Below are 21,530 nucleotides of genomic sequence, written 5' to 3'. Positions count from 1 at the left end.
GCATGGAAATGCGCGCAGATCTGTTGATTGTCGGTGCCGGTATGGTCGGCAGCGCCCTGGCCCTGGCGTTGCGCCACAGTGGCTTGCAAATCCTCTTGCTCGACGGCGGCCCGCTGACGGTCAAGCCGTTCGATGCCCAGGCCCCGTTCGAGCCGCGTGTCAGCGCGCTGTCGGCAGCCAGCCAGCGCATTCTCGAGCGCCTTGGCGCCTGGGATGGCATTGCCCGGCGGCGTGCCACGCCATACTCGGACATGCATGTGTGGGATGGCAGCGGCACCGGGCAGATTCACTTCTCGGCGGCCAGCGTGCATGCCCAGGTGCTCGGCCACATCGTCGAGAACCGGGTGGTGCAGGATGGCCTGCTGGAGCGCCTGCATGACAGCGACATCGGCCTGCTGCCCAACGCGCGGCTCGAACAGCTGCGCCGCTCCGGCGACGAGTGGCTGCTGACCCTCGCCGATGGCCGCCAGTTGCGTGCGCCGCTGGTGATCGCGGCCGACGGTGCCAACTCGGCAGTGCGGCGCCTGGCCGGCTGCGAAACCCGCGAGTGGGATTACCTGCACCACGCCATCGTCACCAGCGTGCGTTGCAGCGCCGGGCACCAAGCCACGGCCTGGCAGCGCTTCACCGATGAAGGGCCACTGGCGTTCCTGCCGCTGACCCGCGATGGCCAGCAGGACTGGTGCTCGATCGTGTGGTCGACCACCCCCGAGCATGCCGAGCAGTTGATGGCGCTGGATGAAGCGGCCTTCCTGAAAGCCCTGGAGCGGGCTTTCGAGGGGCGCCTGGGTGATGTGCTGCAGGCCGACCCGCGGCTGTGCGTGCCGCTGCGCCAGCGCCACGCCAAGCGCTATGTGGATGAAGGCCTGGCATTGATCGGCGATGCCGCGCACACCATTCACCCGCTGGCCGGGCAGGGCGTGAACCTGGGCTTCCTCGATGCTGCGGTGCTGGCCGAGGTGCTGGTCAACGCCTGCGAGCGTGGCGAGCGGCTGGCGGATGTGAAGGTACTGAGCCGTTACGAGCGACGGCGCATGCCGCACAACCTGGCGCTGATGGCGGCGATGGAAGGGTTCGAGCGGTTGTTCCAGGCCAACCCGTTGCCGTTGCGCTGGTTGCGTAACAGCGGGTTGAAGCTGGTGGAGCAGATGCCGGAGGCCAAGGCGCTGTTCGTGCGGCAGGCGCTGGGTTTGAGCGGTGATCTGCCGGATCTGGCCAAGGCTTGAGATTGTCGGGGCCGCTTTGCGGCCCTTTCGCGACACAAGGCCGCTCCTACAGGGGGACGCAATCTCTTGTAGGAGCGGCCTTGTGTCGCGATGGGCTGCACAGCAGCCCCCTCTGCAACATCCGGTAACGCCTATGTAGATGAGTCGGAAAATGGGATTCACTACCATTTGCGCCTCTCATACGATCCGAGGAGTGCTTTCCATGTTGCCACGCAAGCCCCTACTGGCCGCCCTGGCCCTGACCCTGTTTGGCGGCACCGCCCACGCAGCGGACGAAGTGGTGGTGTACTCCTCGCGCATCGACGAGCTGATCAAGCCGGTGTTCGATGCCTATACCGCCAAGACCGGGGTCAAGATCAAGTTCATCACCGACAAGGAAGCCCCGCTGATGCAGCGCATCAAGGCCGAGGGCGAAAACGGCGTGGCCGACCTGCTGCTGACCGTCGATGCCGGCAACCTGTGGCAGGCCGAGCAGATGGGCATCCTGCAGCCGATCAAGTCCGACATCATCGACCAGAACATCCCGTCGCAGTACCGCGCCTCGTCCCACGACTGGACCGGCCTGAGCCTGCGCGCCCGCACCATCATCTACTCCACCGAGCGGGTCAAGCCGCAGGAGCTGAGCACCTACGAAGCCCTGGCCGACAAGCAGTGGGAAGGCCGCCTGTGCCTGCGCACGGCGAAGAAGGTGTACAACCAGTCGCTGACCGCCACCCTGATCGAAACCCACGGCGAGGCGAAGACCGAGCAGATCGTCAAAGGCTGGGTCAACAACCTGTCCACCGACGTGTTCTCTGACGACAACGCAGTGATCCAGGCCATCGAGGCCGGCCAGTGCGACGTGGGCGTGGTCAACACCTATTACTACGGCCGCCTGCACAACCAGAACCCGAAACTGCCGGTGAAGATCTTCTGGCCCAACCAGGGTGACCGTGGCGTGCACGTGAACCTGTCGGGCATCGGCCTGACCAAGCATGCGCCACACCCGGAGGCGGCGAAGAAGCTGGTGGAATGGATGACCGGTGAAGAGGCGCAGAAGCTGTTCGCCGACATCAACCAGGAGTTCCCGGCCAACCCGAAGGTCAAACCATCGGAAGAAGTGGCAGCGTGGGGCAGCTTCAAGGCTGACAGCATTCCGGTGGAAATCGCCGGCAAGCGCCAGGCTGAAGCGATTCGCTTGATGGATCGGGCTGGCTGGAACTAAGCGCCAGGCTTTATCCTTCCGGGGCCTGCAAGGGCCCTTTCGCGGGTAAACCCGCTCCCACAGGGACCGCACAACCCTCAAAGGCAGTGCAGATCCTGTGGGAGCGGGTTCACCCGCGAACGACCGCGCAGCGGTCGCCATCGCAATCGAGAATCAAGCCTTGCCCCACACCCCCCAACGCCGCTGGTACCTCCCGGTCACCCTGGTCGCCGCCCTGGTGCTCCTGCCCCTGAGCGTCCTGCTGTTGTCCTGGCAGTCGATCGACCTGCAGATCTGGTCGCACCTGCTCGACACCCAGATGACTCGCCTGCTGGGCAATACCCTGACGCTGGTGGTGGGTGTGGGCATCGGCGTCACCGTGCTGGGCGTCAGCCTGGCCTGGCTGACCAGCCTCTGCGAGTTCCCTGGCCGGCGCTGGCTGGACTGGGCGCTGATGCTACCGTTCGCCATCCCGGCCTATGTGCTGGCGTTCGTCTTCGTCGGCCTGCTGGACTTCGCCGGCCCGGTGCAGAGCGCCCTGCGCGAGGTATTCGGGCCGATGCGCCTGCCGCGGGTGCGCTCAACCGGCGGGGTGATCGTCGTCCTGGTGCTGGTGTTCTACCCCTATGTCTACCTGCTGGCACGCAGCGCATTCCTGGCCCAGGGCAAGGGCCTGATGGAAGCGGCACGGGTGCTGGGGTTGTCCCCGTTGCAAGCGTTCTGGCGTGTGGCCCTGCCCATGGCACGGCCCGCGATCGGCGCCGGTATTGCCCTGGCCCTGATGGAAACCCTGGCCGACTTCGGCGCGGTGGCGGTGTTCAACTTCGACACCTTCACCACGGCCATCTACAAGACCTGGTACGGCTTCTTCAGCCTGTCCAGCGCGGCCCAGCTGGCCAGCCTGTTGCTGCTGGCGGTGATGCTGGTGCTGTATGGCGAGCGCCGTGCCAGGGGGGCCAGCCGCAGCGGCAACGAGCGGCCGCGCGGGCAGGCGCTGTATCACCTGTGCGGGTTCAAGGCATTGCTGGCCAGTGGCTGGTGCCTGCTGGTGTTCGCCTGCGCCTTCGTCATCCCGCTGCTGCAACTGCTGGCGTGGTTCTGGCAGCGCGGCCGGCATGACTTGGACGAGCGCTATGTCGGCCTGGTGCTGCACACCCTGTACCTGGGCGGCATGGCGGCGCTGGTCACGGTGTGTGTGGCGTTGCTGCTGGCCTTTGCCCGGCGCCAGGCGCCGACGGGCGGTATCCGCGCCGGGGTAGGCCTGGCCAACCTGGGCTATGCCTTGCCCGGCTCGGTGCTGGCGGTGTCGATCATGCTGGCCTTCAGTTACCTCGACAACCACCTGGTCATCCCGCTGTCCAGCTGGCTGGGCGGTGCCGGCAAGCCGCTGCTGCTGGGCAGCCTGGCCGCATTGCTGCTGGCCTACCTGGTGCGCTTCATCGCGGTGGCCTACGGGCCGCTGGAGAGCAGCCTGGAGCGGATCCGCCCGTCACTGCCCGAGGCATCCCGCAGCCTGGGCGTCGGTGGCGCGGGATTGTTTTTCAAGGTGTATCTGCCGCTGCTGGTGCCTGGCGCGCTCAGCGCCGCTCTGCTGGTGTTCGTCGACGTGCTCAAGGAAATGCCGGCCACCTTGCTGATGCGCCCGTTCGGCTGGGACACCTTGGCGGTGAGGGTGTTCGAGATGACCAGCGAGGGCGAGTGGGCGCGTGCATCGTTGCCGGCACTGACCCTGGTGCTGGTGGGCCTGCTGCCGGTCATCGGCCTGATCCGCCGTTCGGCACGTCGACCCGGTCACAGTCACTGAGGGTGCCAGCCCGCGCCCTTGCGGCTACAATGCGCGGCATTCGCGCGGCGGGTCCTACACAAGAAGAGCTGACGACCCGACGTCATCGACCGCCGCCGCTTCGCCACGCCCGGAAGGAGAAACCCATGGGACAGCGCACGCTTTTGTATGACCTGCACCTGGCGCTTGGCGCCAAGACGGTCGATTTCGGTGGCTGGGACATGCCCCTGCACTATGGCTCGCAGGTCGAGGAGCACCATCAGGTGCGCAGCGATTGCGGGGTGTTCGATGTTTCCCACATGACCGTGATCGATGTCGATGGTAGCGACGCCACTGCCTGGTTGCAGCGTCTGCTGGCCAACGACGTGGCCCGTCTCGACGATACCGGCAAGGCGCTTTACAGCCCGCTGCTGCAGGCGCATGGCGGGGTGATCGATGACCTGATCGTCTACCGCACGGAAGATGGCTATCGTCTGGTCACCAACGCCGCCACTCGCGCCAAGGTGCTCGACTGGCTGCAGCTGCAGCGTGACGGTTTTGCCGTGGACTTCGAGGTCCGCCCAGACCTTGCCATCCTTGCCATCCAGGGCCCGCATGCCCGAGAAAAGGTTGCGGCCCTGCTCAGCTCCGCACGTGCCGCGCTGATCCGCGAGTTGCGCCCGTTCGAAGGCGTTGCCGAAGGCGACTGGTTCATTGCCCGCACCGGTTATACCGGTGAAGACGGCCTGGAGATCATCCTCCCCGGCGAGCAGGCCGTGGCTTTCTTCAACGACCTGGTCGGTGCCGGTATCGCCCCCAGCGGCCTTGGTGCCCGCGATACCCTGCGCCTGGAAGCCGGCATGAACCTGTACGGCCAGGACATCGACGAAACCCACACCCCGCTTACCTCCAACCTGGGCTGGAGCATCGCCTGGGAGCCGGCCGAGCGCGACTTCATCGGCCGCGCCGGGCTGCTGGCGGAAATCGAGCACGGCGTGCAGGAAAAACTGGTCGGCCTGGTGCTGGAAGAGCGCGGCGTGCTGCGTGCCCACCAGGTGGTGCGTGTAGCCGGGATTGGCGAAGGGGAGATCACCAGTGGTAGTTTCTCGCCTACGCTGAGCAAGTCCATTGCCCTTGCACGCGTGCCCATGGCCACCGGCGACCGGGCCGAGGTGGAAATCCGCGGCAAGTGGTACCCGGTGCGGGTGGTCAAACCGACCTTCGTGCGCCACGGCAAGATCCTGATCTGAACAATTTTTAACCGGCGGGCGTACCGCTGAGCCAATCGAGGAATTCAAGACATGAGCAATATCCCCGCCGACCTGCGTTTTGCCGAAAGCCACGAGTGGGCTCGCCTGGAAGCCGACGGCACCGTGACCGTGGGTATCAGCGACCACGCCCAGCAAGCCCTGGGTGACGTGGTGTTCGTCGAGCTGGCTGAAGTCGGCAAGGTATTCGCCGCTGGCGACGCTGCCGGTGTGGTCGAGTCGGTCAAGGCCGCCTCGGACATCTATGCCCCGGTCGGTGGCGAAGTGATCGCGGTCAACGAAGAGCTGGCTGACAGCCCTGAGCTGCTCAACGAAGAACCTTACGAGTCGTGGATCTTCAAGCTGAAGCCAAGCAACCCGGCCGAGCTGGACAAGCTGCTGGATGCTGCTGGTTACGCAGCCGCCATCGGCGAGTAAGACCGCGTCGCCTTCTTCGCGGCTAAAGCCGCTCCAACAGGGACTGCACAGCGTCTGATACCTGTGCGGTCCCTGTGGGAGCGGCTTTAGCCGCGAAGAGGCCGGGCCTGCGAGCAACTTTCCCCGCAGAATCGGCAATCCCTTCCTAGACTTGTAAGTCTCCATGAGAGCTGTTCCAGGAAGAGAGCGTCGTCATGTCCCAGTCGCCATCCCTGCATCAACTGCAAGAGCTCAACCCATTCCTGCGTCGCCACCTGGGCCCGGATGCCACGGAGCAGCAGGCCATGCTCAATGCGCTGGGTGTCGCCAGCCGCAGTGAACTGATCGAGCAGACCGTACCGCCAGACATCCGCCTCAATCGCCCCCTCGACCTGCCGCCGGCACTGGACGAACAGGCCGCCCTGGCCAAGCTCGCCGGTTACGCCGGGCAGAACCAGGTCTGGACCAGCCTGATCGGCATGGGCTACCACGGCACCATCACCCCCACGGTCATCCTGCGCAACGTGCTGGAAAACCCGGGCTGGTACACCGCTTACACGCCTTATCAGCCCGAGATTGCCCAAGGCCGGCTGGAGGCGCTGCTGAACTTCCAGCAGATGGTCATCGACCTCACCGGGCTGGCCCTGGCCAATGCCTCGCTGCTCGACGAAGCCACCGCCGCCGCCGAGGCCATGGCCCTGGCCAAGCGGGTGGCGCGTAACAAGAGCAATGCCTTCTTTGCCGACGAGCACTGTCACCCGCAGACCCTGTCGGTACTCAAGACCCGTGCCGAGGGCTTCGGCTTCGAGCTGATCGTCGACTCTGTGGATAACCTTGGCAAACACGCGGTTTTCGGGGCCTTGCTGCAGTACCCGGATACCCACGGCGAGGTGCGCGACCTGCGCCCGCAAATCGACCATTTGCACAGCCAGCATGCCCTGGCCTGCGTAGCCGCCGACCTGCTCAGCCTGGTGGTGCTGGCACCGCCTGGGGAGCTGGGTGCCGATGTGGTGCTGGGCTCGACCCAGCGCTTTGGCGTACCGATGGGCTATGGCGGCCCCCACGCGGCCTATTTCGCCTGCCGCGATGACTACAAGCGAGCCATGCCGGGGCGCATCATTGGCGTGTCGCGCGATGCCCGTGGCAACACCGCGTTGCGCATGGCCCTGCAGACCCGCGAGCAGCATATCCGCCGCGAGAAGGCCAACTCCAACATCTGCACGGCCCAGGTGCTGCTGGCCAACATTGCCGGCTTCTACGCGGTGTACCACGGACCGGAAGGCCTACAGCGCATTGCCCAGCGCGTGCACCGGCTGACCTTCATCCTGGCCGCCGGCCTCGAGGCCAAGGGCATCAAGCGCCTAAACCAGCACTTCTTCGACACCCTTACCCTGGACGTCGGCGGTGCCCAGGTGGCCATCATCGAAAGCGCCGAAGCCGCGCAGATCAACTTGCGCATCCTTGGCCGCGGGCATCTGGGCGTGAGCCTGGACGAGACCTGCTCGGAGCAGACGGTGCTGCGCCTGTTCGACATCTTCCTGGGGGTGGACCACGGCCTGGATATAGCCGCACTCGACCAGCTGGCCCTGCCCGAAGGCATCCCCGCCAGCCTGGTGCGGCGCACGCCGTTCCTCGCCCACCCGGTGTTCAACCTGCACCACAGCGAAACCGAGATGCTGCGCTACCTCAAGCAGCTCGAGAACAAGGACCTGGCGCTGAACCAGTCGATGATCCCGCTGGGTTCGTGCACCATGAAGCTCAACGCCACCAGCGAGATGATCCCCATCACCTGGCCTGGCTTTGCCCAGCTGCACCCGTTTGCCCCGGCGGCCCAGGCCACCGGCTACAAGGCGATGATCGACGAACTGGAAAGCTGGCTGTGCGCCATTACCGGCTTCGATGCCATCTGCATGCAGCCCAACTCCGGTGCCCAGGGCGAGTACGCCGGCCTGATGGCCATTACCCGCTACCACCGTAGCCGCCACCAGCCGCAACGCACGCTGTGCCTGATCCCGTCGTCGGCCCACGGCACCAACCCGGCGTCGGCGCAAATGGCCGGTATGGAGGTGGTGATCGTCGATTGCGACGACGATGGCAACGTCGACCTGGCCGACCTCAAGGCCAAGGCCCACTCGGCCGGGGATCGGTTGTCGTGCCTGATGATCACTTACCCTTCGACCCACGGCGTGTATGAAGAGGGGATTCGCGAAATCTGCGAAGAGGTCCACCAGCACGGTGGCCAGGTGTACATGGATGGCGCCAACCTCAATGCCCAGGTGGGCCTGGCGCGGCCGGCGGATATCGGCGCCGACGTTTCACACATGAACCTGCACAAGACCTTCTGCATTCCCCACGGTGGTGGCGGCCCGGGCATGGGCCCGATCGGCATTCGCGCGCACCTCAAGCCGTTCGTCGCCAGCCACCCGGTGGTGCCGGTACCCGGCCTGGACCCGAACAACAGCGCGGTCAGTGCGGCGCCCTGGGGCAGTGCGAGCATCCTGCCGATCAGTTGGATGTACATAGCCATGATGGGGCCGCAGCTGGCCGATGCCAGCGAGGTGGCGATCCTCTCGGCCAATTACCTGGCCAGCCAGCTGGGTGGCGCCTTCCCGGTGCTCTACCGCGGGCGCAACCAGCGGGTGGCGCATGAGTGCATTCTCGACCTGCGGCCGCTGAAGGCGCTGACCGGCATCAGCGAAGAGGACGTGGCCAAGCGCCTGATGGACTATGGCTTCCACGCGCCGACCATGTCGTTCCCGGTTCCGGGCACGCTGATGGTCGAGCCGACCGAGAGTGAGTCGAAGGCCGAGTTGGACCGCTTTGTTGAAGCGATGCTGGCGATTCGGGCGGAAATTGGCGAAGTGCAGGAGGGCAACTGGCCGGCGGAGAACAACCCGCTCAAGCATGCGCCGCATACCCTGGCCGATGTGCTGGCGGTGTGGGACAGGCCCTACAGCCTGGAACAGGCGGTGGCGCCCAGTGCTCACGTGCGCCAGCACAAGTACTGGCCAGCGGTGAACCGGGTCGACAACGTGTATGGGGACAGGAATCTGTTCTGTGCTTGTGTGCCGGTGGAGGCTTACCGCTAATTGTGGTTTGCCTGTGCCGGCCTCTTCGCGGGTAAACCCGCTCCCACAGGGCTTGTACAAGTTTTGAATACTGTGCAGTACCTGTGGGAGCGGGTTTACCCGCGAAGCAGGCGACGCGGTTACTCGGCTACTGCATTCTTGGCCAGGATGGCATTGGCCAGTTCCATGTCGGAAGCCTGCATCCCCGGGTTCTCCGCGCGGGCCTGGCGAATCGCCGCTTCAAGGAACGGCCCGCGGATCGCGCCTTCGCTGGCCACGAAGCTGCCGGCGTCATCCTGCGCCGCCATCACCAGCTTGTGATCCCCGGAAGTCAGGTAGCTCGATGCCGTGGTAGCACCGGTAGTCATCACGTTACGCCAGAAGGTATCGGCCATGGCCGAGCCGATAGGCAGCGAAAGCAAGGCAGCGGCAGCGATGGCGGTTTTGAAACGCATGTTGAAACACCTCGAAGGGTGAGGGTTGAAGATGCGCGGTTTGATCCTGCCACAGGGGGGCAAGTTCCTTGAATACAAAGGATTTTTGCTCAGGAACAGGCCCGTAGCACTTCCTCTTGGCGGGTGTGCCCGCAGGCTACCTTGGCTTCGCCGCAGCGGCGCAGATCGAGCAAGCCATCGGCCACGGCCTGGCGCCGCAAACTGGCCAGATCGCTGCCCGGGCCTATCAGGGCGCGCAGGCTGTCGCTGGGCACCAGCAGCTCGAACAACCCTGTGCGGCCATGGAACCCCGTGCCACGACAGGTACGGCACGGCTGGCCTTCGGGCAGCGCTGCACCACCCCGGCAATCCGCGCACAGTGTGCGCACCAACCGCTGGGCCATTACCCCCACCAGCGTTGCCTTGATCAGGTAGTCGGCCACACCCAGTTCCTGCAGGCGGGTGATCGCGCCACAGGCGTCGTTGGTATGCAGGGTCGACAGCACCAGGTGCCCGGTCAGGGCTGCCTGCACCGCCACCAGGGCGGTCTCGCGGTCACGGATTTCGCCGATCATGATGATGTCCGGGTCCTGGCGCAGCATGGCCCGCACACCGTTGGCGAAACCCAGGTCCAGGGCGGGCTGCACCTGCAGCTGGTTGAAGGTGGGATCCAGGCGCTCGATCGGGTCTTCGATGGTGCACAGGTTGACCTGCGGCGTGGCCAGCAGCTTGAGGCTGGCGTACAGCGTGCTGGTCTTGCCGGACCCGGTGGGGCCGGTGACCAGGATGATGCCCTGGCGCTGGCGCAGCAGGCCTTGCCACTGGTCCAGTTGTGGCCCATCCAGGCCCAGCCGGTCGAAGCCTTCTTGCAGCTGTTGCGGGTCGAACAGGCGCAGCACCAGTTTTTCGCCGAACGGGGTCGGCAAGGTCGACAGCCGCAGTTCCACCTCGCCGCCGCCAGGCAGGCGGCTTTGCAGCCGGCCATCCTGCGGCCGGCGCTTTTCCGCGACGTCCATGCGCCCCAGGTGTTTCAGGCGGCTGACCAGCGCCAGGGTCACCCCGGCGGGGAAGGCATAGACGTTGTGCAGCAGGCCGTCGATGCGGTAGCGCAGCTGGCCCTGCTCGCGGCGTGGTTCCAGGTGGATATCGCTGGCGCGTTGCTCGATGGCGTACTGCAGCAGCCAGTCGACGATATGCACGATGTGCGCGTCGTCCGCACTGGCCTCGGCCTGGCGCTTGCCCAGCTCCAGCAGCTGTTCGAGTTCGCCCAGGCTGGCTGACTGCTGGTGTTGCGCGCCCTTTACCGATTGGGCCAGGCGGTGGAACGACTGCCCTGCCTGGCGGACCTGCTGCGGGTTGGCCAGCACGCGATGGATCGGCCGGCCCAGGCTGCGGGTGAGGTCGGCCAGCCAGTCGTCCTGGTAGGGCTGGGCGCTGGCGACGGTGACGCTGGATGCGTCGGCGGCGACGATAAGAATGCCGTGGCGCTGGGCGAAGGCCGGGGATATCAGGCCGGTGACCTGGGGCAGGTCCAGTTGCAGCGGGTCGATGCGCAGGTAGGGCTGGCCGACCTTGTTGGCCAGCCATTGGCAGAGGCGGTCCAGGTCCAGGGGCTGGCCAGGGTGTCGGCGGTCTTCCAGGGCGCAGGCGGCGATCTGTTCCAGCGGGTGGGCGGTGGGGTAATTGGCGGCGTGCTCGAGTACCTGCAGGGTGTCGTTGGCGTGCAGGTGCTGGTCGGCGAGCAGGGCCTGGAGCACGCGCTTGAGGTCGAGTGCCGGGTTGTCGGGGGTGTGCATGGTTGGCGTCCGTGCCTGATAGGGGAGTGCTGATCAAGGCTAGCCGGGCGAGGGAGGGTTACCGAGGGTGAAAGGTTTCGGAATCTTGCAGTGCCTGTACTGGCCTCTTCGCGGGCTCGCCCGCTCCCACAGGTACACCACAGGGCTGAGGTCGGTGGTAATCCTGTGGGAGCGGGCGAGCCCGCGAAGGGGCCAAAGCGGATGGCTCAGACCACCGCCAGCTCCACCCGCTGCAGGTTGCTCAGGCTCACTTCACCCACACACACCAGGTTACGCAGTTTCTGCCCAATCACCTCGGCCCGGTGCCAGCTCAGGCCGCCGATGCCGACCTCGATATCCAGCCAGTCATCCTGTTGGCTGACCTGCACGCTGTGCGGGGTCAGGAACTGCAGGGCAAACAGGTTGAGCACCCGGCACAGGCTGTCAGGCTCGGCCTCGGCCTGCAGGCGATAGTGCACGGTGCTGTGGGCGCTGCTGGCGGCCCAGGCGTCGGTACGGGGCTGTGCGTTCATGCTGGTCTCCGCAAATGTGGGAGAAATTCTTGCACGTTGGTGGCGGTATTTTTTCGCTATGATTTGATCATTTCGCTGCATTGGCGAATTGCTCTATTCATGAAGTACTGTTCTGGAGAATTATTGATGCACAGCGAGCTGGACGCCTACGACCGCCGTATCCTCGAACTGCTGCAGGAGGACGCTTCGCTGTCCAGCGCGCAGATCGCCGAACGCGTGGGGCTGTCGCAATCGCCGTGCTGGCGGCGTATCCAGCGGTTGAAGGAGGAGGGGGTGATTCGCGGGCAGGTGACCTTGCTGGACCGCAAGAAGGTCGGCCTGAACACGCAGATATTCGCCGAGGTAAAACTGAACGCCCACGGGCGCTCCAACTTCACCGAGTTCACCGACGCAATCCGCGGGTTTCCGGAGGTGCTGGAGTGTTATGTGCTGATGGGGTCGGTGGACTTTCTGTTGCGCATCGTCACCCCGGATATCGAGGCTTATGAACGGTTCTTCTTCGAAAAACTGTCGAACGTGCCGGGGATACAGGAGGTGAACTCGATCGTGGCGCTGTCTGAAATCAAGTCCACCACCAGCCTGCCACTGTCGCGTTGAGGCATTCGCGGGTAAACCCGCTCCCACAGGGTTATCAGTGAGCCAGAGAGCAGCGCGACCCCTGTGGGAGCGGGTTTACCCGCGAAGAATGCGACGCGGTATCACGCCTTGAGCAGGTGCTTCCAGCCACGGCTCTGATCCACCGCCCGAGCCTGTTCGATACGCGCTTCCAGCACTTCATCGCTGATCGGCTGTTCAGCCAGCTCATGCAGCTTCTTCAGGTCGCCATACAGGCGGTCCATCTGCGGCGCTTCCAGCACCTGACGGGCATGGTGCAGCCAGGCCAGCAGCTGTTCGATACGCGGCAGTTGCTCGGCCAGGTCTTCCGGACGCTGGGTGTACAGCGGCAGCTTCAACGCTCGGCCTTCTTCGCCCAGCAGGTGCGCCAGCCAGCTTGCCATCTGCGCCTTGCCCTGGCGCTCGCCACGGCCTTTGCGCTCCACGGTCCAGGCACGGGCCAGCAGCCAGCGCGAGGTTTCCAGCGAGAACTGGCCCCAGCGCACGTCCTCCAGCTCTTCGGCGAACTGCTCGGGGGCGGCGCGGCGGATATCTTCGTCTTCGTTGCCAGCCTGCACCAGCGGGCGCCAGTCTTCGAGCAGGGCGTCAAGGCTGCTGCGCAGGTCGCGGGTGGTGGCGCGCGGCGCGGCCTGGCCCAGGCTGGCGGTAATGGCACGCAGCTCGCTCAGGCACTCGACCCAGTCCTGCAGCAGGCGCCAGTGGCCGTTGTGGCGGTATTGCTCGGCCAGGCGCTGGCTGCTGCCCAGCAGTTGCCAGGCCAGTGCGGCGTAGGCGTCGTCCACGGCCATTTCGGCTTCCAGCTCGGTGTGCGGCAGGCCCAGCTCGTAGCTGTCCGGCTCCAGCAGGCGGTAACCACGCTCGGCCTTGCTGATGTCGCATGGCATCAACGGCAGGCTGGCGGCCAGCTCGGCGGCCAGTTCCAGCAGTGCCTGCGGCTCGCCTTCACGCAGTTCCAGTTCCAGCTCGCAGATTTCTTCCTTGCGCTTGCCGGCGATCACGAAACCCTGGTCCAGCGCGGCCTCGATCACCACCTTGCTCTTGCCACGGCCCCAGGCGATTTCGGCGTATTCACGGCTGAAGTCGGTGGTGAACAGCGGCTTGATGGTCTTTTTGTCCAGGTTGGCCAGTTGCGCGGGCCAGCAGCTGTCGTCGAGCTTCTTCAGGTCGAGCTTGACCTTGTCCAGCTGCCATTCGTGCTCGTTGCGCTCGGACAGGCCGGCCACGCTGGTGCCGCGGCACTTGAGGGTCTGGATGATGGCCTCGCCATCGCGGCGCAGGCGCAGGGCGACACGGGCGGCGGAGAGCTCGCGCTCGGGGGTGTCGAAGTACTGGTTGAGCAGTTCGCGGGTCTGCCAGCCGGACTTGTTGCGCTTTTTCAGCAGAGGGTGCTCGCGCAGGGCGGCAAGGGTCTCGCGGCTGGCGCGGAGCTTGAGTTCGGTTTCTTTGTGCATCACAGGCTCGAAGGAGGGGGCGTGGTTGCCCAGCAGTCTACAGGAGTCGGCTCTCGTCTGTTGGATCGTGGTGGCCTTCTTCGCGGGTGAACTCGCTCCCACAGGTACTGTGTAGCCCTCAGGTGTAGCGCTTTCCCTGTGGGAGCGGGTTTACCCGCGAAGAAGCCCACACGGTTGGACGGCATTGCTATGATGGGCAACGCTTCCGAGGAGTACGCGCATGCCGTTGCCGACGCTGAAAGACCAGTTCGCCGCCCTGATCGCCGCGCCCTCGGTCAGTTGCACCCAGCCTGCGCTGGACCAGTCCAACCGCCAGGTCATCGACCTGCTGGCCGGCTGGCTGGGCGACCTGGGTTTCAAGTGCGACATCCAGCAGGTCAGCCCCGGCAAGTTCAACCTGCTGGCCAGCCGTGGCACCGGCCCGGGTGGCCTGGTGCTGGCGGGGCACAGCGACACCGTACCCTATGACGAACAGCTGTGGGCCAGCGACCCGCTGAAGCTGACCGAAACCGATGGCCGCTGGGTCGGCCTGGGCAGCTGCGACATGAAAGGCTTCTTCGCCCTGGTCATCGAGGCGGTCATCCCGCTGCTGGAGCACGATTTCAAGCAACCGCTGCTGATCCTCGCCACCTGTGACGAAGAAAGCTCCATGTCCGGCGCCCGTGCCCTGGCCGAGGCCGGCCAGCCGCTCGGCCGTGCGGCGGTGATCGGCGAGCCCACCGGGCTGCGGCCGATCCGCATGCACAAGGGCATCCTCATGGACCGCATCGACATCCTCGGGCGCAGCGGCCACTCCTCGGACCCAAGCCTGGGCCGCAGCGCCATGGAGGCCATGCACGCGGTGATGGGCGAGCTGATGGGCCTGCGCCAGCAATGGCAGCAAACCTACCGCAACCCGCAATTCACCGTACCGACCCCGACCATGAACTTTGGCTGCATCCACGGCGGTGACAACCCCAACCGTATCTGCGGCCAGTGCGCCCTGGAATTCGACCTGCGCCCGCTGCCAGGCATGGACGTGGAGCAACTGCGCGCAGCCATCCGCGCCAAGCTGGTGCCGGTGGCAGAGCGTTTTGAGGTGCGCATCGACTATGCGCCGCTGTTCCCGGAGGTGCCGCCATTCGAGCAGGCAGCCGACGCCGAGCTGGTGCAAGTCGCGGAGCGCCTGACCGGCCATCGCGCCGAAGCGGTGGCGTTCGGCACCGAAGCGCCTTATCTTCAGCAACTGGGTTGCCAGACCATCGTGCTGGGCCCCGGCGACATCGCCTGTGCCCACCAGCCCGGCGAATACCTTGAAATGTCACGAATCGAGCCTACCGTGCGTCTATTGCGTGACCTGATCCGGCACTATTGCCTGGACTAAACGTCAACCGAACTGTTTCGTTCCTGCCTAGAGGAGACCGCGCGTGACCGCAAGCCTGTTCCGACGATGATCCTGAACGCCCCCTGTATCGCCGTTCTCCGTCCACTTATCCACAGGCCCTGTCATGCCCGACTACGTCAACTGGCTGCGTCATGCCTCCCCGTATATCAATGCCCATCGCGACTGCACCTTCGTGGTCATGCTCCCTGGCGATGGGGTGGAACACCCTAATTTCGGCAACATCGTCCACGACCTGGTGCTGCTGCACAGCCTGGGCGTGCGCCTGGTGCTGGTGCATGGCTCGCGCCCGCAGATCGAAAGCCGCCTGGCTGATCGCGGCCTGACCCCGCACTACCACCGTGGCCTGCGCATCACCGATGCCGCCACCCTGGATTGCGTGATCGATGCCGTCGGCGCCTTGCGCCTGGCCATCGAGGCACGCCTGTCGATGGACATCGCCGCTTCGCCGATGCAGGGCTCGCGCCTGCGAGTGGCGTCCGGCAACCTGGTCACGGCGCGGCCGATCGGCGTGCTCGAAGGCGTGGACTACCACCACACCGGCGAAGTGCGCCGGGTCGACCGCAAGGGCATCAGCCGCCTGCTCGACGAGCGCTCCATCGTGCTGTTGTCGCCGCTGGGCTACTCGCCCACGGGGGAAATCTTCAACCTGGCCTGCGAAGACGTGGCCACCCGCGCCGCCATAGAACTGGGTGCCGACAAGCTGCTGCTGTTCGGTGCCGAGCCGGGCCTGCTGGATGCCGATGGCAAGCTGGTGCGTGAGCTGCGCCCGCAGCAGGTTGCCCCGCATCTGCAGCGCCTGGGCAGCGATTACCAGGGCGAATTGCTGGATGCCGCGGCCGAAGCCTGCAAAGGCGGCGTGGCGCGCAGCCATATCGTCAGCTATGCCGAGGACGGTGCCTTGCTGACCGAGCTGTTCACCCGTGGCGGTGGCGGCACGCTGGTGTCGCAGGAGCAGTTCGAAGTGGTGCGAGAGGCGACCATCGAGGACGTGGGCGGTTTGCTGGAACTGATCAGCCCGCTGGAAGAGCAGGGCATCCTGGTGCGCCGTTCGCGTGAGGTGCTGGAGCGGGAGATCGAGCAATTCAGCGTGGTCGAGCGCGAGGGCATGATCATCGCCTGTGCGGCGTTGTACCCGATTGCCGACTCCGATGCCGGCGAACTGGCGTGCCTGGCGGTGAACCCGGAGTACCGCCATGGCGGGCGTGGCGACGAGCTGCTGGAGCGCATCGAAAGCCGGGCGCGGCAGTTGGGGCTGAACACCCTGTTCGTGCTGACGACGCGTACTGCGCACTGGTTCCGCGAACGCGGGTTTGCGCCGAGCGGGGTCGAGCGCCTGCCAGCGGCGCGGGCTTCGCTGTACAACTACCAGCGCAATTCGAAAATCTTCGAGAAGCCCTTGTAAACCTGTACTGGCCTCTTCGCGGGTGAACCCGCTCCCACAGGATCTTCACCGGACCTGAGGCCGGCGCGGTCCCTGTGGGAGCGGGTTTACCCGCGAAGCAGGCGACACCAATCTCGAACGAAAACGCCGCCCTTGTGGGCGGCGTTTTTGTTTACACGGTATGCAGGTACCAGTTGTACTCGAGGTCGGAGATCGAGTGCTCGAACTCCTCCAGCTCGCTCTCCTTGCACGCGACGAAGATGTCGATGTACTTCGGATCGATGTACTTGTTCAGGATCTCGCTGTCGTCCAGCTCGCGCAGGGCATCGCGCAGGTTGTTCGGCAGGCTCTGGTCCAGCTGCTCGTACGAGTTGCCTTCGATCGGCTCACCCGGCTCGACCTTGTTGGTCAGGCCATGGTGCACGCCGGCCAGTACGGCGGCCATCATCAGGTACGGGTTGGCGTCGGCACCGGCCACGCGGTGCTCGATGCGCACGGCGTCCGGCGAACCGGTCGGCACGCGCAGGGCCACGGTGCGGTTGTCCAGGCCCCAGCTTGGCGCGTTCGGCACATAGAACTGCGCGCCGAAGCGGCGGTACGAGTTGACGTTCGGGCAAAGGAACGCCATGGACGCGGGCAGGGTCTCGAGCACACCGCCGACAGCGTGACGTAGCGCGGCGTTCTGCTCGGGATCCTCGCTGGTGAAGATGTTGTTGCCATCTTTGTCCAGCACGGAAATGTGTACATGCAGGCCGTTGCCTGCCTGGCCCGGGTAGGGCTTGGCCATGAAGGTGGTGTCCATTTCATGGTCGTAGGCGATGTTCTTGATCAACCGCTTGAGCAGTACCGCGTAGTCGCAGGCCTTGAGCGGGTCGGCCACGTGGTGCAGGTTGACTTCGAACTGCGCCGGGGCGCTTTCCTTGACGATGGCGTCGGCCGGGATGCCTTGCTCCTTCGCGCCTTCCAGGATGTCCTGCAGGCAGTCGGCATATTCGTCGAGGTCGTCGATCAGGTACACCTGGGTCGACTGCGGACGCTTGCCCGAAATTGGCGAGCGCGGCGGCTGCGGGCGGCCGTTCACGTTCTCCTGGTCGATCAGGTAGAACTCCAGCTCGAACGCGGCGCAGATGGTCAGGCCCAGTTCGTCGAACTTGCTCACCACCTGACGCAGCACTTCACGCGGGTCGGCGAAGAACGGCTCGCCTTCGAGCTCGTGCATGGTCATCAGCAGCTGAGCGGTAGGGCGCTTTTGCCACGGCTCGTTACAGAGGGTGTCAGGGATTGGATAGCAGATGCGGTCAGCATCGCCGATGTCCAGGCCCAGCCCGGTGCTTTCAACGGTGGAGCCGTTGATGTCCAGGGCGAAGAGGGAGGCAGGCAGGTTGATGCCTTTCTCGTAAACCTTGTGGAGGCTGGTGCGCTCTATGCGCTTGCCACGCACCACACCATTCATATCTGCAATCAGAAGGTCAACGTAGAGAACCTCAGGATGTTCCTTAAGGAACGCGTTCGCTTCGTTAAGCTGAACGGCACGCGGGGGTACCGACATGATGCAACACCTTTGTTGTTAAAAATATCAATCAAGGGGGGCTTGCAAGACCAGTCAATCGAAAAGACAAACTGATGTCAAGCCAACCCCATGATGCCCTGAAATGGCACATCGACGGCAGATTTGCTGCATCTCGGGGCAAACCATTATCCGCTATTTCCCGCGCAAAGGGCTATCTCCGACCAACCGTGTTTTATTTTTTACGGAGGTGTTGTGTAAAAAAATGAACAAGGCTAAGCTCGGTCTCAACCCAGAACACAATAATACGAGGGTCACATGGTCCGCTTGCCGAGACCTGAAAGCACTGCCTGCGCAGTGCCATCGGGTACATCCGTCTTTTTTGCAAGCTTCGTCAATGGCGTGGCCGCCCTGGCCGCAATAATTGACGTTTGGCGCTCCCGGACCTGCCCTCGTAGCGGCTTGCCGCCCTTCGTTTCGTCTTCCTGCCTTTCGAACTCATTACGGACGCACCTGTTTTCAGTGTATCCACTGTGGCTCTGCGCGGGGGTTTTTGCTTTAGCAATGTACTCCATCCAGAATCAGTGCGCGGACCACCTTACCTCCTGAGGTATTTATGAGTAACAACCTCGACCAGCTCACCGATTGGTTGAAAGAGCACAAGATCACCGAAGTCGAATGCATGATCAGTGACCTGACCGGCATCACGCGCGGCAAGATTTCGCCTACCAACAAATTCATCGCCGAAAAAGGCATGCGCCTGCCCGAGAGCGTGCTGCTGCAGACCGTGACCGGCGACTACGTCGACGACGACATCTATTACGAACTGCTGGACCCGGCGGACATCGACATGATCTGCCGCCCCGACGAGAACGCCGTGTTCCTGGTGCCATGGGCCATCGAGCCGACCGCCCAGGTGATCCACGACACCTACGACAAGAAGGGCAACCCGGTCGAACTGTCGCCGCGCAACGTGCTGAAGAAAGTCCTCAAGCTATACGCCGACAAGGGCTGGCAGCCGATCGTCGCGCCGGAGATGGAGTTCTACCTGACCAAGCGCAGCGAAGACCCGGACTTCCCGCTGCAGCCCCCGGTAGGCCGTTCGGGCCGCCCGGAAACCGGTCGCCAGTCGTTCTCGATCGAAGCCGCCAACGAATTCGACCCGCTGTTCGAAGACGTCTACGACTGGTGCGAACTGCAGCAGCTGGACCTCGACACGCTGATCCATGAAGACGGCACGGCGCAGATGGAGATCAACTTCCGTCATGGCAACGCCCTGCACCTGGCCGACCAGATCCTGGTGTTCAAGCGCACCATGCGCGAGGCCGCGCTCAAGCACAATGTGGCCGCCACCTTCATGGCCAAGCCCATGACCGGCGAGCCAGGCAGTGCCATGCACCTGCACCAGAGCGTGGTCGACGTGGCTACCGGCAAGAACATCTTCAGCAACGACGACGGCAGCATGAGCGAACTGTTCCTGCACCACATCGGTGGCCTGCAGAAGTTCATCCCCGAGGCATTGCCGCTGTTCGCCCCCAACGTCAACTCGTTCCGCCGCTTCCTGCCCGACACCTCGGCGCCGGTGAACGTGGAATGGGGCGAGGAAAACCGTACCGTCGGCCTGCGCGTGCCGGACGCCGGCCCGCAAAGCCGCCGGGTCGAGAACCGCCTGCCAGGCGCCGACGCCAACCCTTACCTGGCCATCGCCGCCAGCCTGCTGTGTGGCTATATCGGCGTGGTCGAAGGCATCGATGCCAGCGCGCCGGTGCAGGGGCGTGGCTACGAACGCCGCAACCTGCGCCTGCCACTGACCATCGAAGATGCCCTGGAACGCATGGAAAACAGCCGTGCACTGGTGCAGTACCTGGGCAAGAAGTTCATCACCGGCTACGTCGCTACCAAGCGCGCCGAGCACGAGAACTTCAAGCGAGTCATCAGTTCCTGGGAGCGTGAGTTCCTGCTGTTTGCTGTCTGATCAACTTGGTGCCGCAGGACGCGGCTGTCGAACAACGGAGAAGCACATGAGCGTCAACAACCCGCAAACCCGTGAATGGCAAACCCTGAGCGGGGAGCATCACCTCGCGCCCTTCAGCGACTACAAGCAGCTGAAGGAGAAGGGGCCGCGCATCATCACCAAGGCCCAGGGTGTGCATTTGTGGGATAGCGAGGGGCACAAGATCCTCGACGGCATGGCTGGCCTGTGGTGCGTGGCAGTGGGTTATGGCCGTGAAGAACTGGTTCAGGCGGCAGAAAAGCAGATGCGCGAGCTGCCGTACTACAACCTGTTCTTCCAGACTGCCCACCCGCCTGCGCTGGAACTGGCCAAGGCAATCTCCGACGTGGCGCCGCAAGGCATGACCCATGTGTTCTTCACCGGCTCCGGCTCCGAAGGCAACGACACCGTGCTGCGCATGGTCCGCCATTACTGGGCGCTGAAAGGCAAGCCACAGAAGCAGACCATCATCGGCCGCATCAACGGCTACCACGGCTCCACCGTGGCTGGTGCCAGTCTGGGCGGCATGAGCGGCATGCACGAGCAGGGCGGCCTGCCGATCCCGGGCATCGTGCATATCCCGCAGCCTTACTGGTTCGGCGAAGGCGGCGACATGACTCCGGATGAGTTCGGGGTGTGGGCGGCCGAGCAATTGGAGAAGAAAATCCTCGAAGTCGGCGAAGACAATGTCGCCGCCTTCATCGCCGAGCCGATCCAGGGCGCCGGCGGCGTGATTATCCCGCCGGAAACCTACTGGCCGAAGGTGAAGGAGATCCTCGCCAAGTACGACATCCTGTTCGTCGCCGACGAAGTGATCTGCGGTTTCGGCCGTACCGGCGAGTGGTTCGGTTCCGACTACTACGACCTCAAGCCCGACCTGATGACCATCGCCAAGGGCCTGACTTCCGGTTACATCCCCATGGGCGGTGTGATCGTGCGTGACACCGTGGCCCAGGTACTAAGCGAAGGCGGCGACTTCAACCACGGCTTCACCTACTCCGGCCACCCGGTAGCGGCCGCCGTGGGCCTGGAAAACCTGCGCATCCTGCGTGACGAGAAAATCGTCGAGAAGGCGCGCAGCGAAGCGGCACCGTATTTGCAAAAGCGTTTGCGTGAACTGCAGGACCACCCTCTGGTGGGCGAGGTACGCGGCCTGGGCCTGCTCGGCGCGATCGAGCTGGTCAAGGACAAGGCCGCCCGCAGCCGTTACGAGGGCAAGGGCGTGGGCATGATCTGCCGCACCTTCTGCTTCGAAAACGGCCTGATCATGCGCGCGGTGGGTGACACCATGATCATTGCGCCGCCGCTGGTGATCAGCCATGCAGAGATCGACGAACTGGTGGAAAAGGCACGTAAATGCCTTGATCTGACGCTCGAAGCGATCCGCTGACAGTTTGCTAGGCTAGCGATGTGACATTAAGTCGTTACAAGGCCCTGCTTTCCTTGATACAGAGCCTTGTAACTTGCCAGACTAGCGACTGTTTCAGTCGCCGCGCGCTCTGCACCGTAGGTCCTGGCTGCTGAACAGATGGCTAAATAAAAAATTCTGGAGCA

At 64.4% G+C, this 21,530-nt stretch carries 16 protein-coding genes; 11 read left to right on the top strand and 5 right to left on the bottom strand.

What is annotated here, in order from left to right:
* Positions 1-8 precede the first annotated feature (8 nt).
* The 6 genes from CAG46_RS02095 to gcvP all read left to right on the top strand — a co-directional run bounded on the left by CAG46_RS02095 (position 9) and on the right by gcvP (position 8,924).
* Positions 9-1,226 carry a 2-octaprenyl-3-methyl-6-methoxy-1,4-benzoquinol hydroxylase gene (locus CAG46_RS02095; protein ID WP_167506578.1) on the top strand — a complete coding sequence of 406 codons (1,218 nt, stop codon included), beginning with the start codon at positions 9-11 and terminating at the stop codon, positions 1,224-1,226.
* A 202-nt stretch (positions 1,227-1,428) separates the two neighbouring features.
* The gene (locus CAG46_RS02090) at positions 1,429-2,430 is read left to right on the top strand and encodes an extracellular solute-binding protein (protein ID WP_085615884.1); all 1,002 of its coding nucleotides are present in this window, start codon (positions 1,429-1,431) and stop codon (positions 2,428-2,430) included.
* A gap of 160 nt (positions 2,431-2,590) precedes the next feature.
* On the top strand, positions 2,591-4,213 hold the full coding sequence (locus CAG46_RS02085) for an iron ABC transporter permease (RefSeq protein ID WP_085615882.1): 1,623 nt from the start codon (positions 2,591-2,593) through the stop codon (positions 4,211-4,213).
* Between the two features lie 125 nt (positions 4,214-4,338).
* Positions 4,339-5,421 (top strand): glycine cleavage system aminomethyltransferase GcvT, encoded by a 1,083-nt coding sequence (gene gcvT / locus CAG46_RS02080; protein WP_085615880.1) that lies wholly within the window; start codon positions 4,339-4,341, stop codon positions 5,419-5,421.
* 51 nt (positions 5,422-5,472) lie between these two features.
* A complete protein-coding gene (gene gcvH, locus CAG46_RS02075; RefSeq protein ID WP_046613622.1) occupies positions 5,473-5,856 on the top strand; it encodes a glycine cleavage system protein GcvH in 384 nt (127 codons plus the stop codon).
* A 194-nt stretch (positions 5,857-6,050) separates the two neighbouring features.
* Positions 6,051-8,924: an aminomethyl-transferring glycine dehydrogenase gene (gene gcvP, locus CAG46_RS02070; protein ID WP_085615878.1), complete on the top strand. Its 2,874-nt coding sequence runs from the start codon at positions 6,051-6,053 to the stop codon at positions 8,922-8,924.
* Positions 8,925-9,043: 119 nt separating this feature from the next.
* Here gcvP and CAG46_RS02065 read toward each other — a convergent pair whose 3' ends face one another.
* From CAG46_RS02065 to CAG46_RS02055, 3 genes are all read right to left on the bottom strand, one after another.
* Positions 9,044-9,358: a DUF2388 domain-containing protein gene (locus CAG46_RS02065; protein WP_003259356.1), complete on the bottom strand. Its 315-nt coding sequence runs from the start codon at positions 9,356-9,358 to the stop codon at positions 9,044-9,046.
* An 89-nt stretch (positions 9,359-9,447) separates the two neighbouring features.
* Entirely contained in the window at positions 9,448-11,133 is a 1,686-nt protein-coding gene (locus tag CAG46_RS02060; protein WP_085615876.1) for a GspE/PulE family protein, read from the bottom strand.
* A gap of 206 nt (positions 11,134-11,339) precedes the next feature.
* Positions 11,340-11,645, bottom strand: coding sequence for a hypothetical protein (locus tag CAG46_RS02055; protein ID WP_085615874.1), 306 nt, complete (start codon positions 11,643-11,645; stop codon positions 11,340-11,342).
* A gap of 126 nt (positions 11,646-11,771) precedes the next feature.
* On the opposite strand from CAG46_RS02055, the gene CAG46_RS02050 reads away from it, so the two are divergent.
* Positions 11,772-12,242: an Lrp/AsnC family transcriptional regulator gene (locus tag CAG46_RS02050; RefSeq protein ID WP_015272225.1), complete on the top strand. Its 471-nt coding sequence runs from the start codon at positions 11,772-11,774 to the stop codon at positions 12,240-12,242.
* Between the two features lie 101 nt (positions 12,243-12,343).
* On the opposite strand, the gene CAG46_RS02045 is transcribed toward CAG46_RS02050, so the two are convergent.
* Positions 12,344-13,711 carry an inorganic triphosphatase gene (locus tag CAG46_RS02045; RefSeq protein WP_085615872.1) on the bottom strand — a complete coding sequence of 456 codons (1,368 nt, stop codon included), beginning with the start codon at positions 13,709-13,711 and terminating at the stop codon, positions 12,344-12,346.
* A 220-nt stretch (positions 13,712-13,931) separates the two neighbouring features.
* Between CAG46_RS02045 and argE the strand changes: the two genes are divergently transcribed.
* Both argE and argA read left to right on the top strand, forming a co-directional pair.
* Positions 13,932-15,074: an acetylornithine deacetylase gene (gene argE, locus CAG46_RS02040; RefSeq protein WP_085592402.1), complete on the top strand. Its 1,143-nt coding sequence runs from the start codon at positions 13,932-13,934 to the stop codon at positions 15,072-15,074.
* Between the two features lie 124 nt (positions 15,075-15,198).
* A complete protein-coding gene (argA, locus tag CAG46_RS02035; protein ID WP_013974710.1) occupies positions 15,199-16,497 on the top strand; it encodes an amino-acid N-acetyltransferase in 1,299 nt (432 codons plus the stop codon).
* A gap of 151 nt (positions 16,498-16,648) precedes the next feature.
* On the opposite strand, the gene CAG46_RS02030 is transcribed toward argA, so the two are convergent.
* Positions 16,649-18,025: a glutamine synthetase family protein gene (locus tag CAG46_RS02030; RefSeq protein WP_085615870.1), complete on the bottom strand. Its 1,377-nt coding sequence runs from the start codon at positions 18,023-18,025 to the stop codon at positions 16,649-16,651.
* Positions 18,026-18,599: 574 nt separating this feature from the next.
* On the opposite strand from CAG46_RS02030, the gene CAG46_RS02020 reads away from it, so the two are divergent.
* Entirely contained in the window at positions 18,600-19,958 is a 1,359-nt protein-coding gene (locus CAG46_RS02020) for a glutamine synthetase family protein (protein WP_085615868.1), read from the top strand.
* 46 nt (positions 19,959-20,004) lie between these two features.
* Positions 20,005-21,366, top strand: a complete 1,362-nt coding sequence (locus tag CAG46_RS02015) for an aspartate aminotransferase family protein (protein ID WP_085615866.1) — start codon at positions 20,005-20,007, stop codon at positions 21,364-21,366.
* Positions 21,367-21,530: the final 164 nt, after the last annotated feature.

Source organism: Pseudomonas sp. B23(2017), assembly GCF_002113725.1.
GTDB lineage: Bacteria > Pseudomonadota > Gammaproteobacteria > Pseudomonadales > Pseudomonadaceae > Aquipseudomonas > Aquipseudomonas putida_Z.
This window is presented reverse-complemented; position numbering and strand designations above follow the sequence as displayed.